Origin of the sequence: Micromonospora sp. NPDC048905, assembly GCF_040649655.1 — a bacterium.
Taxonomy (GTDB): domain Bacteria; phylum Actinomycetota; class Actinomycetes; order Mycobacteriales; family Micromonosporaceae; genus Micromonospora.
This window is the reverse complement of record NZ_JBEZFV010000010.1, coordinates 38,791-56,402: the sequence shown is the minus strand read 5'-3', so window position 1 is coordinate 56,402 and position 17,612 is coordinate 38,791. Positions and strand designations below refer to the sequence as shown.

The 17,612-nt window shown below is 71.6% G+C and carries 13 protein-coding genes; 5 read left to right on the top strand and 8 right to left on the bottom strand.

Going from position 1 to position 17,612, the window contains the following annotated elements; all coding sequences use genetic code 11:
* The first annotated feature begins 21 nt into the window (after positions 1–21).
* Positions 22–978, top strand: coding sequence for a hypothetical protein (locus AB0C01_RS24725; protein ID WP_357572218.1), 957 nt, complete (start codon positions 22–24; stop codon positions 976–978).
* 7 nt (positions 979–985) lie between these two features.
* On the opposite strand, the gene murD is transcribed toward AB0C01_RS24725, so the two are convergent.
* A complete protein-coding gene (murD, locus tag AB0C01_RS24720; protein ID WP_357248617.1) occupies positions 986–2,332 on the bottom strand; it encodes a UDP-N-acetylmuramoyl-L-alanine--D-glutamate ligase in 1,347 nt (448 codons plus the stop codon).
* Positions 2,333–2,414: 82 nt separating this feature from the next.
* On the opposite strand from murD, the gene AB0C01_RS24715 reads away from it, so the two are divergent.
* Positions 2,415–3,764 (top strand): hypothetical protein, encoded by a 1,350-nt coding sequence (locus tag AB0C01_RS24715; protein WP_357572217.1) that lies wholly within the window; start codon positions 2,415–2,417, stop codon positions 3,762–3,764.
* Between the two features lie 128 nt (positions 3,765–3,892).
* On the opposite strand, the gene AB0C01_RS24710 is transcribed toward AB0C01_RS24715, so the two are convergent.
* Genes AB0C01_RS24710 through AB0C01_RS24700 form a run of 3 tightly spaced genes read right to left on the bottom strand, consistent with a single transcriptional unit; the run spans position 3,893 to position 8,141 of the window.
* Positions 3,893–5,689: a PucR family transcriptional regulator ligand-binding domain-containing protein gene (locus AB0C01_RS24710; protein ID WP_357248623.1), complete on the bottom strand. Its 1,797-nt coding sequence runs from the start codon at positions 5,687–5,689 to the stop codon at positions 3,893–3,895.
* Positions 5,690–5,727: 38 nt separating this feature from the next.
* Positions 5,728–7,179 (bottom strand): argininosuccinate synthase, encoded by a 1,452-nt coding sequence (argG, locus tag AB0C01_RS24705; RefSeq protein WP_357572216.1) that lies wholly within the window; start codon positions 7,177–7,179, stop codon positions 5,728–5,730.
* Between the two features lie 47 nt (positions 7,180–7,226).
* Complete coding sequence (locus tag AB0C01_RS24700; RefSeq protein WP_357248803.1) at positions 7,227–8,141, bottom strand: RNA methyltransferase; 915 nt, start codon at positions 8,139–8,141, stop codon at positions 7,227–7,229.
* A 25-nt stretch (positions 8,142–8,166) separates the two neighbouring features.
* Here AB0C01_RS24700 and AB0C01_RS24695 point away from each other — a divergent pair, with 25 nt between their 5' ends.
* Both AB0C01_RS24695 and AB0C01_RS24690 read left to right on the top strand, forming a co-directional pair.
* Complete coding sequence (locus tag AB0C01_RS24695) at positions 8,167–10,014, top strand: thiamine pyrophosphate-requiring protein (RefSeq protein WP_357248629.1); 1,848 nt, start codon at positions 8,167–8,169, stop codon at positions 10,012–10,014.
* 114 nt (positions 10,015–10,128) lie between these two features.
* Positions 10,129–10,860, top strand: coding sequence for a hypothetical protein (locus AB0C01_RS24690; protein ID WP_357248632.1), 732 nt, complete (start codon positions 10,129–10,131; stop codon positions 10,858–10,860).
* Between the two features lie 65 nt (positions 10,861–10,925).
* On the opposite strand, the gene AB0C01_RS24685 is transcribed toward AB0C01_RS24690, so the two are convergent.
* The 4 genes from AB0C01_RS24685 to AB0C01_RS24670 form a co-directional block, all read right to left on the bottom strand.
* Positions 10,926–13,127 (bottom strand): transglycosylase domain-containing protein, encoded by a 2,202-nt coding sequence (locus AB0C01_RS24685; RefSeq protein ID WP_357572215.1) that lies wholly within the window; start codon positions 13,125–13,127, stop codon positions 10,926–10,928.
* Positions 13,128–13,340: 213 nt separating this feature from the next.
* Positions 13,341–14,108, bottom strand: coding sequence for a hypothetical protein (locus tag AB0C01_RS24680; RefSeq protein WP_357572214.1), 768 nt, complete (start codon positions 14,106–14,108; stop codon positions 13,341–13,343).
* Positions 14,109–14,273: 165 nt separating this feature from the next.
* A complete protein-coding gene (locus AB0C01_RS24675; RefSeq protein ID WP_357248641.1) occupies positions 14,274–15,380 on the bottom strand; it encodes an SPFH domain-containing protein in 1,107 nt (368 codons plus the stop codon).
* Positions 15,381–15,385: 5 nt separating this feature from the next.
* Positions 15,386–15,859 (bottom strand): NfeD family protein, encoded by a 474-nt coding sequence (locus tag AB0C01_RS24670; RefSeq protein WP_357248644.1) that lies wholly within the window; start codon positions 15,857–15,859, stop codon positions 15,386–15,388.
* Between the two features lie 107 nt (positions 15,860–15,966).
* Here AB0C01_RS24670 and AB0C01_RS24665 point away from each other — a divergent pair, with 107 nt between their 5' ends.
* Positions 15,967–17,280, top strand: a complete 1,314-nt coding sequence (locus AB0C01_RS24665; protein WP_357572213.1) for a serine hydrolase domain-containing protein — start codon at positions 15,967–15,969, stop codon at positions 17,278–17,280.
* Positions 17,281–17,612: the final 332 nt, after the last annotated feature.

Below are 17,612 nucleotides of genomic sequence, written 5' to 3'. Positions count from 1 at the left end.
CGGGCCGGTAGCATCCGGCGGGTGCAGAGAGCCGACGCGGCCCGGTCGACCGGAGCGGACGCCGAACGGATCGCGGCGGAGATCCGGGCCTGGGTGTGCTCCGTCCCGCTCCGCGACCTGGTCCGCCGGTTCGGCGGCGACTGGCCGGCCGGTGACCTCGACGAGGTGCTGCGGTTCCTGGACGACTTCTCCGCCCGACACTGGGACTTCCGGGGCGGGCGGGAGCGACCCGACGCCCGGGAACCCGACCTCGACCCGGCCACCGCGGCGTTGGTCCTGGACGCGGCTGCCGCGCTCGGGTTGATCCACCCGATGCCGCCGACCCGGCCGGCGTACGCCCACCTGGTGGTGCTCGGTGGCCTGGCGCACGCCTGCGTACGACGCGTCGGGTACGCCGCGCACCTGCTCCGCGCCGGCCTTCCGGTGACTGGCGAGGTCGCCGTCCTGGGCAGCTTCCGGCCGTTGTCGGAGTGGGAACGCCGGACGCTCGCCGACGCGGGCCTCCCGCCCGACGACACCGAGGTGGACGTGCTGGACACCGCCGTCCGGCGGGTGTTCGGGGTGGCCGACCCGGCGGAGCAGGCCGGCGTCGACGCCGGCCACCCACACCACTCCTGGTCGTCGCGGACCTACCGGACGGACGGGCTGCCGCCGATCCGGGTGCTGGCGGCGCCGTCCAGCGAGCCGGACCGGCGGCGGGCACACACCGCCGACACCCAGCGGTTCTGGGCCGGCCACGTCCGGCTCGCCCCGGGTGATGAGGTGCTGATGGTCACCGCGCCGATCTACGTGCCGTTCCAGCACTCCGACGCGCTGCGCACCCTGGCCCTGCCCTACGGATGCGGCATCGAGACGGTGGGGGTGGACCCGACGCTCGCCGACCTGGCGGTGCTGCCCGAGCAGACGCTCACGCCCGGCCGCTACCTGCAGGAGATCCGCTCGGCGATCCGCTCGATGCGCGCCCTGCGCACCGCCTGAGTCTCACTCAGCCGGCGGTGTCGGCGACCGCCTGCGCGAAGACCTCGGAACGGTGCTCGAAGTTGCGGAACCGGCCGTAGCTGGGCGCGGCCGGCGACAGCAGCACCACCCCGCCGGCCGGGGTCACCTCGCGGGACAGCCGGACCGCGTCCACCAGGTCGTCGACCAGTTCGGTACGCACCTTCGGCAGTCCGGCGAGCACCTCGACGATGCGGGTGCCGCTGTCCGGGATCCCGATGACCGTCAACTCCCGTTCGGCCAGGTGCTCGGCCAACGGGGTGTAGTCCAGACCCCGGTCGTTGCCCCCGACGATCACCGTCAACGGCCGCCCGTCGTACGCGTCGATGGCGTGCATCGCCGCGTACGGGCTGGTGGCCAGGGTGTCGTCGACGAACGTCAACCCGGACGGGTCGGTGATCTCGGTGAGCCGGTGGGCCAGCCCCTGGAACTCGGCGACCGCGACGGCGAGGTGATCCTTCTCGGTCACCACGTCCATGCCGAGCGCGTCGAGCACGGCGAGCGCGACGCACAGGTTGCCCTCGTTGTGCCGACCCACCAGCGGCAGCACGGCACGCGGGAACAGCGGCTGGTCGCCGAGGTGGAACCACGGCGTACCGTCACCGCCGGCGGCGACGTGGACGCTGTCGGGACGGCCGGCGCGGATGGCCGGCAGGTCCCCCAGCTCGGCGGCGAGTCGCGGGTCCCCGCCGTTGACGACGATCGTCTGCGGGTCGTGGGCGAGCAGGTTGAGCTTGTCCCGGTAGTACTCCCGCTCCCCACCGTGCGCGTCCAGGTGCTCGGGGAAGAGCGCGGTGACGACCGCCACGCGGGGCGAGTCGGTGAGATCGCTGCACTGGTAGCTGGACAGCTCCAGCACGTACAGCTCCGCCTCCGGCAGGTCCAGGGTCGGCACCCCGATGTTGCCGCCGAAGACGTTCGGCCGGCCCGTCGCGGTGAGCAGGTGGCTGATCAGGCTGGAGGTGGTGCTCTTGCCCTTGCTGCCGGTGACCCCGACGGTGCGCGCGGCGTGGTCGGCCATCCACAGCGCGGTGCCCTGGGTGACCAGGCCGCCGCGTCGGCGCAGCTCGACGAGCCACGGGTGGGTCTGCGGCACACCCGGAGAGCGGACCACCACGTCGGCGGCGGCCAGCCGCTCGAAGCCCGCCTCGCCGGTGACCAGCGGCGCCGCCTCGGCCAGCGGGCCGTCCCAGGGCAGTGACAGGAAGTTCGCGCTGTCGTCGACGGCGACCAACTCGGCCGGGCCGTGCGCGGCGATGGCGGTCACAGCGGCCCGGCCCTCCCGGCCGGTGCCCCAGACGGCGACGGTACGTCCGCGCAGGTCAGACAGGCGCACAGGGCTCTCCTCGGGGATCGCGGCGGCGGCAGGACGGGGCCGGTCCGGACACGGCCGGACGAACCAGGGCCTAGTATGGCGTGTGCCCAACGAGCAGCTCCGGCGGATGGACGCCTTCACCTTCCCGTCCTACTCGATCGACTTCGCCACTGGCGAGGTGTTGTTCGACTACGCCCTGACCGGTCCGGCCGGTGAGCAGCGGTTCACCGAGGTGATCACCCTCCCGCTACCGGCCGAGCCGCCGTCGGACGAGACGGTGGCGACCCTCGGCCGGGTGCTGGAGGTGCTGCACCTCGTCGCCGGGGTCAGCTACTACAAGACCGCCGCACCGCCCCGGCTCGTACTGCCGGCGCCGCTGGGCGCGGCCACCGTCGACTACGTCACGGCCGTCTACACCAAGGGCCTCGCCGAGTACGCGTACCGCAACCAACTGCCGCACGTGCTCCATCTACGCCCGGAGGTGCCGGCCGGCTCGCCGGAGCCTCCGCGCGTGTACGACGACTCCGACCGTCGTCCGCTCTCGGCGGTGGGTGGTGGCAAGGACTCGATCGTCAGCCTGGAGGCGCTGCGCCAGGCCGAGTTCGACCCGGTGCCGTTCTCGGTCAACCCGAACCACGTGATCGTCTCGGTGAACGAGGCGTCCGGGCTGATCCCGCTGGCCGCCCGCCGGCGGATCGACCCGGTGCTGTTCGACCTGAACGCGGCCGGCGCGCTGAACGGGCACATCCCGGTGACCGCGATCAACTCGCTGATCGCGGTGGCGACCGCGGTGCTGCACGGGCTGGGACCGGTGGTGATGTCGAACGAGCGCTCCGCGTCCGACCCGAACCTGGTCTGGGACGGCCACGAGATCAACCACCAGTGGTCCAAGGGTGTCGAGGCGGAGGGGCTCCTGCGGGCGTCGTTGGCCGAGCACGCCGGCCTGACCGAACCGTACTTCTCGCTGCTGCGCTCGCTGTCCGAGCTGCACATCGCCCGGCTGTTCGCCGAGTTCACCAGGTATGACGACGTGGTGACCAGCTGCAACGCCGCGTTCAAGCTGCGGAACGCGAGCGAGCGCTGGTGCCGGGACTGCCCGAAGTGCCGGTTCGTCTTCCTGGCCATGGCACCGTTCATGCCGCGTGAGCGGATCACCCACATCTTCGGCGGCGACCTGCTCGCCGACGAGTCGCAGATCCCCGGCTACCGCGAACTGCTGGGCGTGGACGGGCACAAGCCGTTCGAGTGCGTGGGCGAGGTCGAGGAGTCGGTGGTGGCCCTCGGCCTGCTCGCCGAACAGGACCAGTGGCGCGACGCCCCGGTGATCCGAGCCCTGGTCGACGCCGTCCCCGAGACAGCCTGGTCCGCGGTGGCCCACTCGGACGTCTTCACCCCCGGCGGACCCAACCACATCCCCCCCACCTACGCCAAAGCCCTAACCCCCCTCCTCTAACCCCACCCACCCACCCCACCCCCGCCACCCCCCCGCCCCCAGCCCGCCCCGCCTCGCACCGGTGATCAAGAGGTTTGCGTCAACAGGACTGGGATTTCTGACGCGAACCTCTTGATCACCGAGGCTGGTCAGGGGGTTCGGACTGCTTTTAGGGCCAGTAGGGCTACGTGTAGGGAGAGGGTGGCCTCTACCGAGTCGAGGTCCACGTCGAGGATGCGGGCGATGCGGGCCAGGCGCTCGTAGAACGCCGGCCGGGACAGGTGGGCGGCAGCGGCGCCCGCGGTCTTGTTGCGCCCCTGCTCCAGGTACGCGCGCAGGGTGTCGAGCAACTGCTCCCGGGGGTGGCGGGCGTCGTACTCCAGCAGAGCGCCGAGTTCGCGTTCCACGAAGGTCTGCAACCGGGGCTCGTCGCGCAGCAGGTGCAGCAGCCCGGCCAGCCCGACGTGCGGTAGCCGGAAGATCGGCAGGTCCCGCCGGTCCTGCCGGGCCGCCTCGGCGATCTGCCGCGCCTCGACCAACGACCGTCGGGCCTCGCGCAGGCTCCCCACCCCGGAGCCGGCGGCCACGATCACGGCACCCGGACCAGCAACCCGGTGCGGATCGACAGCGAGCGGTTCGGCAGTGGCCGCCGACCGGGGCGCGTCGCCACCGGAGGTCACCCGCCCCGCGCCGGAGTCGAGGCGTACCCGACGCAGTGCGCTGGCGAACGCGGACAGCGCGCGGTCCTCGGCGGCCGGGTCGGTCAGGGCCAGCAGCACACCCACCGAGTTGTCGTCGACCGCGCTGGTGAGCCCGGTCAGCTTCGCCTCGCGCAGCGTCTGGCCGACCGCCTCGGACAGGTCCCGCAGCCGGGCCTGCGCGGCCTCCGGGCCGCTCTCCCCGCCCGGGTCCTCAGCCCGGTGTCGGACCATCACGCCCACCAGGTGCCGACGGTCGAGCACCACGCCGAGCGCCTTGGCCCGCAGCGCGATCTCGTCCACCGGTCGGGAGTGGTCGAGGAGCGCGGTGAGCAGGGTGCGGTGGATCTGCCGTTCCAGCCCTTCGGCGTCGCGGCGGATCAACCGGCCCAGCGCGAGGGTGGACGCGGCCCGCTCGATCAGGATGGTCAACCGGGTGGGCGGGCCGGCGATCGGCTCGCTGGACTGGGCGCTGGGCACGTCGCCGCTGGCCGGCCAGCGCAGCAGCAGCCGCCCCCAGTCCTGCCCCCGGGCGCCGACGACGGTCACCAGCCAGCCGCTGTCCGGGTCGTACGCGGTCCGACCGGCCGGTCGGATCCGCCGCGAGTGCTGCTCCCAGCCGTCCAACAGCAGTTCGGCGCTCTCCCCCGCCGGGTCGTAACCCAGCACCTGGCGGGACAGGTTCTCCAACACCACCGGGCAACCGGACAGCTCGGCGGCCTGCCGGATCACCTCGGCGGCGTCGGCGCCCTCGACGGACAGGTCGTTGAAGCGCTGGTGGATCTCCTCGGTGGCGCGCAGCTCGGTGAGCTGCGCGTCGACGATCAGGGCGTGTACCGCCTCGGTGATCCGCACGAACGGGGTGGCGCGGCGCAGCTCCACCAGGGGCAGCCCGCGCCGCTCGGCGGCGGCGACCATCACCCGGGGCACCCCGCTGACGTAGCGGCGGCCCAACTCGACGACGAGCCCGGAGACGCCGACGTCGGCCAGGTCCCCGATGAACGCGCGGAGCCCGGCGTCGTCGCCGGGCAGGCCGATGCCGGTGGTGAGCACCAACTCGCCGCCGCCGAGCAGGGTGGCGATGTCCGGCACCTCGGCGACGTGCACCCAGCGGACCGGCCGGTCCAGCCCGGCGTCCCCGGCGACCACGCGCGGTGCGCCGTGGCGGACCGGGTCCAGGGCGAGGACCTCACGCACGGTAGGGAACACGGCCGACACGCTACCCTCCGTGACGCCGGATCTCGACATTCGTCGGGCGACGTCACGGAGGGTCAGCGCGGTTTCGCTCAGTCGACGCCGAACTCCATGGCGGCCCGGTCAAGTGCCTCGTCGTCGGCAGAGGCGACGCCCCGGGAGGCGATCGCTTCCGCGCCGCCCTCCGGCATCGCGCCGATCAGCCCGGTCGAGGCCGCCTGCGCGGCGCCGACCATCCGCTGCGGGGTCCCCCCGCCGACCATGCCGAGGTTGGCGTACTGCTCCAGCTTCGCCCGCGAGTCGGCGATGTCCAGGTTGCGCATGGTGAGCTGGCCGATCCGGTCCGACGGGCCGAACGCCGAATCCTCGGTACGCTCCATCGACAGTTTGTCCGGGTGGTAGCTGAAGGCCGGGCCGGTGGTGTCCAGGATCGAGTAGTCCTCGCCCCGGCGCAGCCGCAGGGTCACCTCGCCGGTGACCGCCGTGCCGACCCAGCGCTGCAACGACTCGCGCAGCATCAGCGCCTGCGGGTCCAGCCAGCGGCCCTCGTACATCAGCCGGCCCAGGCGACGGCCCTCGTTGTGGTAGTTCGCCAGGGTGTCCTCGTTGTGGATGGCGTTGACCAGCCGTTCGTACGCGTAGTGCAGCAGCGCCATGCCGGGCGCCTCGTAGATGCCGCGGCTCTTGGCCTCGATGATCCGGTTCTCGATCTGGTCCGACATGCCCAGGCCGTGCCGGCCGCCGATGGCGTTGGCCTCCAGCACCAGGTCGACGGCGTTGCCGAACTCCTTGCCGTTGATCGTCACCGGGCGGCCCTGGTCGAAGCCGATGGTGACGTCCTCGGTCGGGATCTCCACCGCCGGGTCCCAGAACCGGACGCCCATGATCGGGTTGACCGTCTCGATGCCGGTGTCGAGGTGCTCAAGGGTCTTCGCCTCGTGCGTGGCGCCCCAGATGTTGGCGTCGGTGGAGTACGCCTTCTCGGTGCTGTCCCGGTAGGGCAGGCCGCGTTCGAGCAGCCACTCCGACATCTCCTTGCGCCCACCCAGTTCGGTGACGAAGGCGGTGTCGAGCCACGGCTTGTAGATGCGCAGCATCGGGTTGGCCAGCAGGCCGTACCTGTAGAAGCGCTCGATGTCGTTGCCCTTGAACGTCGAGCCGTCGCCCCAGATCTGGACGTCGTCGGAGATCATCGCCCGGACCAGCAGGGTCCCGGTCACGGCCCGACCGAGCGGGGTGGTGTTGAAGTACGCCCGGCCGCCCGAGCGGATGTGGAAGGCCCCGCAGGTCAATGCTGCCAGGCCCTCCTCGACGAGGGCGGCGCGGCAGTCGACGAGTCGGGCGACCTCGGCGCCGTAGCTGAGCGCGCGGCCGGGCACCGAGGCGATGTCAAGCTCGTCGTACTGGCCGATGTCGGCGGTGTAGGCGCAGGGCACGGCGCCCTTGTCGCGCATCCACGCGACCGCGACCGAGGTGTCGAGGCCGCCGGAGAAGGCGATGCCGACACGTTCGCCGGAGGGCAGGGAGGTGAGAACCTTGGACACGGGGAAAATTATGCAACAGAGCGCATGGACATGCAAGCCGGAGTGAATTAATCGTTCTCGTCCAGCGGGTCGTCGCGACCCAGCTCCCAGAAGGCGACCGCCGCGGCGGCAGCGACGTTCAACGAATCCACCCCGCGTCGCATCGGGAGCCGCACCCGAACGTCACTGGCGCTCTGCGCCGCGCCGGTCAACCCCGGCCCCTCGGCACCGAACAGCAACGCCGCCCGCGCCCGCTGGTCCGGAGAGAGCCGCTGCATCGGCAGCGCCTCCGCCGCCGGGGTCAACGCCAGCACCGTGAAGCCGGCCTCCCGCACCTGGTCCAGGCCCGCCGGCCAGCGGCTGAACTTGGCGTACGGCACCGCGAAGACCTCGCCCATGCTGACCCGGACGCTGCGCCGGTAGAGCGGATCGGCGCAGGTCGGCGACAACAACACCCCGTCGATGCCGAGTGCGGCGGCGCCCCGGAAGACGGCACCCAGGTTGGTGTGGTTGTTGATGTCCTCGAGGATCACCACCCGGCGCGCGGCGGCCAGCACCTCGTCCGCCGTCGGCAGCGGCCGGCGGTGGAACGACGCCAGCACCCCCCGGTGTACGTGGAAACCGGTGGCCCGTTCCAGCACGTCAGGCGTCGCGGCGTAGACCGGCGCGTCGCCGGTGTCCAGGTCGGCGAGCTGGTCGACCCGCTTGGCGTCGACCAGGTACGACCGGGCCGGGTAGCCGGCCCGCAACGCCCGGCGCAGCACCAGCTCCCCCTCGGCGATGAACAGGCCGTGCGGCGGCTCCCAGCGGGTGCGCAGTTCGAGGTCGGTGAGCGCGCGGTAGTCGGCGATCCGGTCGTCGTCAGGATCGGTGATCTCGTGGACGGGCACCCGACGATTCTGCCGGACGGCGAGCCTCGCCCTCCGACGCCCGCCCGCCGGAGTGGTTTGTCCGGAGAAGAAGGGCAATGACCGGCGCAGCATCGGGCCGGCCGGGAGGATCAGCCAGGTGAGCGCAGACCACACCACCGCAGGTGCGGCGGGGGCCCTGCCCCGGCACCCGACCGTCGCGGACCACATCGTGTCCCGGCTGGCCAGCTGGGGCGTGCACCGCTACTTCGGCTACCCCGGCGACGGCATCAACGGCCTCACGTCCGCGCTGCAACGCACAGGTGGTCGCGCCCAGTTCATCCAGGTCCGCCACGAGGAGACCGCCGGCTTCGCCGCGTCGGCACACGTCAAGTACGGCGGCGGACCGCTTGGCTGCGCCCTGGTGACCAGCGGCCCGGGCGCCATCCACCTGCTCAACGGCCTGTATGACGCCAAGCTCGACCACCAACCGGTGATCGCCCTGGTGGGGCACACCGCGACCACCGCGGAGGGCGGCGGCTACTACCAGGAGGTCGACCTGCTCTCCCTCTACAAGGACGTGGCAGCGGCATTCCTCGCCCAGCTCGACCACCCGGCGCAGGTACGCCACCTGGTCGACCGGGCGTGCCGCACCGCGCTGGCCCGACGTACCGTCACCGCCCTGATCCTCCCCCTGGACATCCAGGACGAGCCGGCCATCCCGGACCCGCCCCACGCGCACGGCTACTACCAGACCAGCAACGTGCCGAGCAGCACGCCCACCGTGCCGCCGGAGGCCGACCTGCGGCGAGCCGCCGAGGTGCTCAGCGGTGGGCAGCGGGTGGCCATGCTGGTCGGGCAGGGCGCGCTGGGCGCGCAGGAGGAGGTCCGCGAGATCGCCCATCGGCTCGGTGCCGGGGTGGCCACCGCCCTGCTCGGTTTCACAGTCGTCGACCATCGCGAACCCTGGGTCACCGGGGCGATCGGACTCCTCGGCACCCGACCGAGCTGGCAGTTGATGACCGGCTGCGACCGACTGCTGATCGTGGGCAGCAACATGCCGTACTCGGAGTTCTACCCACCGCCCGGACAGGCCCGCGCGGTGCAGATCGACCTGGACGGCACCCAGCTCGGTTTGCGGTACCCGACCGAGGTGAACCTGACCGGCGACGCCCGCCCCACGTTGCGGGCGCTGCTGAACGAGCTGGGCCCCGGACCCGGGCCGACCGCCTGGCGGGCGGAGATCGCCGAGGCCACCTCCGCGTGGCGACGCGTGCAACGCGACCTGGCCGAGCAGACCGCCGACCCGGTCAACCCGCAACTGCTCTTCCACACCCTCAACGAGCGGCTGCCCGACGACGTGCTGCTCGCCGTCGACTGCGGCACCACCACCGCCTGGTACGCCCGCCACCTCCAGGTCCGCCCCGGGATGCTGGCCAGCCTGTCCGGCACCCTGCTGTCCATGGGCGGTGCCATGCCGTACGCGCTGAGCGCCAAGTTCGCCCACCCGGACCGGCCGCTCGTCGCGTTGATCGGTGACGGCGCCATGCAGATGAACGGCGTCAACGAGCTGATCACCGTGGCGAAGTACTGGCGCGGGTGGGCCGACCCACGATTCGTGGTGCTGGTCCTGAACAACCGGGATCTGGCGTTCGTCAGCTGGGAACAGCGTTCCTCGGAGGGGACGCCGATGTTCCCGGACAGCCAGCAGTTGCCGGACATCGCCTACCACCAGTGGGCACAGGTGCTCGGGCTGCACGGTGAGCTGGTCGACTCCCCGGAGCAGGTGCCGGCGGTCTGGGAGCGGGCGCTCGCCGCCGATCGACCGGTGGTCATCAACGCCCTGGTCGACCCCGCCGAGCTGATGCTGCCGCCGCACTTCACCGTCGAACAGGCCCGCAAGACCGCGGCGGCGGTGCTGCGCGGCGACACCGACTGGGCCGGCATCATCCGCCGGGGCATCCCGTCGACGCTCGCGAGCTACCGCCCGCGCCGCCGCAAGGGCTGACCGGAGGACTCCGCACTGATCCGGGATCTCCGACACATCGAGGGATTGCCCGCGATCGATCATGGGTACCTGGCTGTCTGCTCACCCACGGGGGGTGGCATGAGGGAGCCGACGATGAGATCGACGACAATCAGACGAGGCATGGTCGCCGTGGTGGCGATGGCGTTGCTGGCCGGCTGCGGCGGCGGCGACGGTGACGGCGGAGAGCCGGCATCGAATGCCTCGAAGGACAACGGTGTCGCCGCGCTCGAACCGAACGAGGCGCTTCAGCGCGCCACGACGGCGGTGCAGAACGCGAAGTCCTACCGCCTGGCGGGGGACATAGTCGACGACGGCCAGAAGATGACCCTCGACTTGAAGAGGACCGGCACTGACCTGGCCGGTCAAGTGTCCACGACCGAGGGCACCGTGGAGCTGCTCGCGGTGGGCGGCCAGCAGTACATCCGGCCGGACGAGAAGTTCTGGGCGAAGAGCGCCGGCGCCCAGGCGTCCGGTGAGATCGTGAAGATGATGGGTGACAAGTGGGCCAAGGTCTCCAAGGAGGACGAGTTCACCCAGCTGTTCGACGTCACTAACGCCGACGCGCTGCTCAAGCCCGACGGCACCATGACCAAGGGTGAGGCCAAGGAGATCAACGGCATGAAGACGATCGGCCTCGTCGACGGCGACAAGGACGGCACGCTCTACATCGCCACCACCGGTGAGCCGTACCCGGTCCGGGTGGAGGGCAACGGCGCGGACGCGGGCAGCCAGATCACGTTCAGCGATTTCGGCGCGACCTTCGATGAGCTGAAAGCGCCGCCTGCGGACCAGATCGTCGACTTCGACCAACTGAAGCGCAAGTAGCCCATCCACACGCCTCGGCCGGCGCCTCCGCACCATCGGTGCGGAGGCGCCGGCACGTTGCCGGGTCAGCCTCGGCGGTCGAGCCAGCGTTGCAGGGGCGAGCGTGGCTCCTCGGTGGTGGGCGGCTGTGGACGGTCCGGGACCGCGGGGCGCTGCACCGGGCGGTGCGCGTCGCCGGCCAACTCGTGGCTGGGTGCCGCGAACGCCTTCTTCGGCTGTCCCTGCACGGCGGTGGCGATGACCCGGGCCACCGCGTCGATCACCTTGCCCTGCACCGCCGAGCCCACCGAGTCGGCCGGGTCGTCCGGGTTGGCGGCGATGCCGGCCACCGCGACCTGCGGGGTGAAACCGACGAACGTCTCGGTGGAGTTCTGCTCCGAGCTGCCCGTCTTACCGGCCACCGGCCGACCGTCGAGGATGTCGTTCACACCGGTGGCGGTACCGCCGTTGCACTGCCCGAACGCCGACTGCTGACCCACCGGGCAGCGCGCCGCGTCGGTCGCGGCACGGGCGACGTCGGGGTCGAGCACCCGCTTGCAGGAGGGCTGCCCGACCGGCACCTTCGTGCCGTCCGCGGCGGTCACCGAGACCACCGGCACCGGGGTGCAGTAGGTGCCCTCGGCGGCCACCGTGGCGTACGCGTTGGCCAGGTCCAGCGGCGTGGTGGCGGCCACGCCGAGGGTGAACGAACCCCAGTTCGCGGCGTTGTTCTTCGCGAAGGCGGCGTCCGAGTCGGCGCGGAACGTGATGCCGAGCCGCTGTGCCATCTCGACCACCTTGTCCTGGCCGACCTGCTCGGCCAACCAGACGAAGTAGGTGTTCACCGAGCGGCCGAAGCCGTCCCACATCATCCGGTACCCGTCCATCCAGTCCGGGTTGGCGTTCGCCGGGCACCAGTGGCCGTCGCAGCTGCCCGGCCCCTCGGCGGCGTACCGGGTGGGCAGCTTGGCGGGCGCGTCGAAACCGGTGGAGAGGGTACGGCCCGACTCCAGCGCGGCGAGCATGGTGAACAGCTTGAACGTCGAACCCGCCTGGTACCCGTCGACACTGGCTCCGCCGGAGATCAACGGGTTGACGGTGTTCGGGTAGTTCGCCTGCCCGGCCGGGTTGTCGCCGAGGCTGTAGTGGCGGTTGACCGCCATCGCCAACACCTGCCCGGTGCCTGGCTGGACCGCCGCGATCGGCAGGGCGCGCTTGTTGTCGTAGGAGTAGACCTTGGTGGCCTGCTTCTGCGCGGTGGCCTGGATCTTCGGGTCCAGCGAGGTGACCACGGTGTAGCCGCCCGACCGCAGCGCCTGCTCGCGCTCCGCCACGGTGGCCCCGAAGGCCGGTTGGGTCAGCCACCACTGGCGCAGGTAGTCGCAGAAGTAGCCCCAGTCGTCGTGGCCCTGGGAGACGGCGGTGCAGCCGTTGGGCTGGGCGGTGGGGTGCAGGTTCAGCGGCTCCGCCTTGGCCTGGGCGGCCTGCTCGGCGGTGATCGCACCGGTGGCGACCATCGAGTCCAGCACGTACGACCGGCGGGCCAACGCGTCGTCCTTGTCGCCACTGATCGGGCTGTACGCGTCCGGGGACTGCACCAGGCCGGCGAGCAGGGCCGACTCACCGAGGGTCAGCTGCGCCGGCGGCTTGCCGAAGTAGCGCTGGCTGGCCGCGGCGACACCGTACGCGCCGGAGCCGAAGTAGGCGATGTTCAGGTACCGGTCGAGAATCTCGTCCTTGCCGAGGCTCTTGTCCAGCGCGCTCGCGTACCGGATCTCCTGGATCTTGCGCCCGACGGTGGGGTCGGTGGCGGCGGCGCGCTCCTCGGCGGTGCGGGTGGGGTCGGTCTTGAGGACGTTACGGACGTACTGCATGGTCAGCGTCGAGCCGCCCTGCTCGGTGCCGCCGCCCTTGACGTTCGCGACCAGTGCGCGGGCGAGACCGCGCAGGTCAGCGCCACCGTGGTCGTAGAAGCGCCGGTCCTCGGCCGCCACGATCGCCTGCCGCATCACCGGGGCGATCTCCGACAACGGGACGTCGGTGCGGTTCACGTCGTAGAACGTGGTGATCAGCGTCTTGCCGTCGTTGGCGTAGAGGTACGAGCGCTGCGGAGTCGCGGGGGTCTTCAGCGAGGCCGGCAACGCGGCGTACGACCCGAGCGCGGCGCGGGCGCCGAGGCCGAGGAGCAGGTTGCCCGGGAGCGCGGCGACGGCCAGGACAAGCCCGGCCAACACACCGGCGAGCAGCACGGTGAACAGCCGCGACAGCGGCGAGCGGGAAGCGGCCATGCTCCCCAGGATTGCCACGAAAGCCGTCAACCGACCACCCCCACCCCGCAATTGTCAGCAACTTCACGCCCCCACCCCGACCACCCCCCCACCCGGGGCCGGGCGGGCACCCCCTCTACCCCGGTGATCAAGAGGTTTGCGTCAGAAAACGGCCTTGGCTTGACGCAAACCTCTTGATCACCGGGGTGGGGTGGGGCGGGCGGGGTGGGTGGGTTAGGGGTTTGGGGTGTTTAGGCTTGCTGTGGCGGCGTCTCTTGCGGTTTCGCGGGGCATCAGGCGGCCGGAGCGGTAGCCGATGCCGATGCCGGCGATCAGCACGAAGATCGCACCGAACGTCTGCAGCGAGCCGATCAGGGCGCCGCCCAGGCCGAGAAGGGGCGCGGCGATGATCAGCATGACGCCGTCGCCGAGGCTGAAGGTGCCCGAGCGGGCGACCGCCCACCCGGTGAGGAACCAGCCCACGCTGTAGAACGTCGCGCCGAGCAGCACCAACGACCGCGCGGTGGTCCCGAAGACCGGCGTCTGCTCTTCGAGCCCGGCGAAGGGCAGCATCAGCACGGTGCCGGCGATGCTGACCAGCAGCCCGGCGGCCGCCACCCGACGGCTGCGGGTCGCCGCCAGCAGCCCGGTGAGGGCCAGCAGCGCGAGCAGCCCGAGCCAGACCGCGGCCACCCAACCGATCAGGTACACCGCCCGGCCGTCGGCCGGATAGGGGTCGTTGCCCACCCCACCGTCGCTGGCCATCGCCACCGCGCCGTAGAGGATGGCGTACGCGGGCAGCAGCCACACGGCCGCCCGCGCGAACCGGCGTACCGACCAGGCCCAGCTGGCGTTCGTGGCCGGGCCACCCGCGGTTGGCTCGTCGACGAACGGCAGTACGCCGAACCCGCCACCGGTGCTGCGGGACCCCAGTGGGGCGACCGGGTCGTGCGCGCCGGGCACCGGGGCCGAGGACCACATCCGATTCGCCGGATCCTTCATGCGTCACCTCGCTCGTCCGCGAGTGGTGCGGAACGCGCCGGGGCGCCCCGATTGCCTGGTCACCACCCGTCCTAGGACCGATCGTGGCAGGCCTCGGAGCGCCCCATGAGTCTTTCTCGCATTAAGGCTGTGGGTCAGAGCCCCCAGCCGGGCCGGCGTACGCGATCAGCCGCGCTCGCGCTGGTCGGCCGGGTCCTCGGTCAGGCTGGCCGCAGACACCGGCTCCGGCGCGGGCAGCCCCTGCGGCTTGTTGCCGCCGGTGGCCTGCGCCTCGGCGACGCGTACCTCGTCGTGGATCTGCTGGGCGGCGTCCGCCGCGGCCTGCGCCGCCTCCGCGGCCTCGCGCTCGACCTGGCTCGCGTGTTCGGCCGCCTCCGGTGCGGGCAGGTCCCCCACCATCTGGCTCAGCCCGCCGAGCGCGCCACCCATGCCCTCCAGGGCCTTGGTCAGCTCGGCCGGGACGATCCAGACCTTGTTGGCGCTGCCCTGGGCGATCTGCGGCAGGGCTTGCAGGTACTGGTAGGCGAGCACCTTCTGGCTCGGGTTCGCCTGGTGGATCGCGTCGAAGACCGTCCTGATCGCCTTCGCCTGACCCTCGGCCTGCAGGATCCGGGCCTGCCGGTCACCGTCGGCCCGCAGCACCGCCGACTGCTTGTCACCCTCGGCGGTGAGGATCACCGACTGCTTGTGGCCCTCGGCGGTCAGGATCGCCGCGCGACGGTCCCGCTCGGCGCGCATCTGCTTCTCCATCGAGTCACGGATGCTGGCCGGCGGCTCGATCGCCTTGATCTCGACCCGGGTCACCTTGATGCCCCACCGGCCGGTGGTCTCGTCCAGCACCCCAGAGAGGTGCCGGTTGATCTCGTCCCGGCTGGTCAGCGCGCGCTCCAGATCGAGCGAACCGATCACGTTACGCAACGTGGTGACGGTCAACTGCTCGATGGCCTGGAGGAAGCTGGAGATCTCGTAGGTCGCCCGGACCGAGTCGACCACCTTGAAGTAGAGCACCGTGTCGATCGAGACCACCAGGTTGTCCGAGGTGATCACCGGCTGCGGCGGGAAGCTGACCACCTGCTCCCGCATGTCGACCTTCGTACGCACTGCGTCGATGAACGGCACCAGCAGGTTGAGGCCGGGGCTGAGGGTGCGCTTGTACTTACCGAGCCGTTCCACCACGTCCTGGCGCTGCTGCGGCACGATCCGCACCGCCTTGGCCAGCGTTATCACGGCGATCAACGCCACCGCGATCACCACCACCCCGATTAAGGTCATCCCGTTCACCCTCTCGCTTCCGGCAGCTCACCGGCGGAAGAAATATCGTCCTGCCACACCAGGGCTGTCGCGCCCCGGACTTTGATCACCCGAACCCGTTGACCAGGGTCGAACGTCTGCGTCGTGTCGTACGAGCGGGCACTCCACAGCTCACCGTCGATCTTGACGAGGCCGTGGTCGGCGTCCACCCGCTCCAGCACCAACGCCGTGGAACCCTCGATCGCTTCCACGCCGAACGGCTGCTCGCCGCTCTCCAGCGACGAGCGCTGGTGCCGCCGGAGGGCCGGCCGGGCCACCAACAGACTCAGCGCCGACACCACCGCGAAGACCAGGGCCTGCACCGCTACCGGCGCGCCCAGGGCGGCAGCACCGCCAGCGGCGAACGCACCAGCCGCGAACATGATCAGAAATAGCGTCGTCGTGAAGATCTCCGCGACGGCCAGCAGCACACCCAATACGATCCACACCACGGCGTCCACACCACGATCGTGACACGTATATGCACGCGCGGCCTCCCCAGGAAGATCAGTAGGCTCGGCGAATCCCTTTCCGACAGTTATTCGCGGTCCGACCCGAGGAGATCCCATTGACCCTGCTGCCCGAGACCGCCCGACAGATCGACGCCCAGGTCGCCCAGGCGCAGCTCGACGGGCACGCCCCGTCGCTGGTGCTGGGCGTGGTCCGCGACGGCGCGCTGGTCCACCTGGCCAGCGCCGGCGAGTACCCCCGCCCGGACGCCGACCTGCAGTACCGGCTGGGCTCGATCAGCAAGACGATGACCGCGACCCTGATCATGCAACTGCGCGACGCCGGCCGGCTCGCCGTCGACGACCCGCTGGAGGAGCACCTCCCCGGCACCGGCGTCGGCGCGCTCACCCTGCGCCAACTCCTCGGGCACGCCAGCGGCATCCAGCGCGAGCCCGAAGGTGACTGGTGGGAGCGGACCGCCGGGGTCGACCTGACCACCCTGCTCACCGGGGTCACCCCCGACAAGATCGCCTACCCGCCGCACGCCACGTACCACTACTCCAACCTCGCGTACGGGCTGCTCGGCGGCGTCCTCGAACGACTCACCGGGACACCCTGGGTCGACCTGCTCGGCGAACGGATCCTCGCCCCGCTGGGCCTGCGCCGCACCACGTACGCGGCCACCGAGCCGTTCGCCCGCGGCTACGTCGTCCACCCCTGGCACGACACGCTGCGCGAGGAACCGCGGACCGACACCGGTGCCATGGCCCCCGCCGGGCAGCTCTGGTCGACGATCGAGGACCTGGGTCGGTGGGCCGCGTTCCTGGCCGACCCCGACCCCTCGGTGCTCGCCGCCGAGACGCTCACCGAGATGTGCTCCCCCGTCGTGGTCAGCGACCTGGAGTCCTGGACCCACGGGCACGGCCTCGGGCTGGAACTCTTCCGGGAGGGCAACCGGGTGTACGTCGGCCACGGCGGCTCGATGCCCGGCTACGGCGCATCCCTGGCCGTACACCGACCCACCCGTACCGCCGTGGTCGGCCTGGTCAACGCGTACACCCTGCGCGGTGTGCACCTCGGCGTACTCGGACGACAGTTGCTCACCCAGGTGCTGGACGCCGAACCCGCGCCGGTCACCCCGTGGCGGCCGGCCGCCGCCCCGCCACCCGCCGAACTGGCCGAGCTGACCGGCCGGTGGTGGTGGATGGGCACCACAATCGAGGTGTACGCGGACACCGCCGGCGACCTGCACGCCGGCCCGCTCGGCGCGCCGAACCTCCGCTTCGTCGCCGAGGGACCGGACCGCTGGCGGGGCCGGGCCGGCGTCCAGGACGGCGAGATCCTCACCGTGCGCCGCGACGAGCAGGGCCGAGCGGTCGCGCTGGACATCGCCACCTTCGTCTACACCCGCACCCCCGACCAGGAACCCTGAATCGCCCGACACCCCGCGCGCCTGCGCACCCCGCCCACCCGCGCGCCTTCGCACCCCGCGCGCCTTCGCACCCCGCGCACCCCGCGCACCCTGCGCGCCTTCGCACCCCGCGCGCCTTCGCACCCCGCGCACCCTGCGCGCCGCACCCCGCGCCGCGCCCGCCTTCCGATCTGAAGATCGTGCTCGATCCCAGATGTAGTGGCATCCACGGCCGACGAGGCCACTACATCCTGGTTCGAGCGCGATCTTGCGGGGTCGAGCGCGAATTTGCGCGAGCGGGCGCGCACATCGCGGCGCGCGCACACATCGCGGCGGGCGCGGGCATCGCGCGG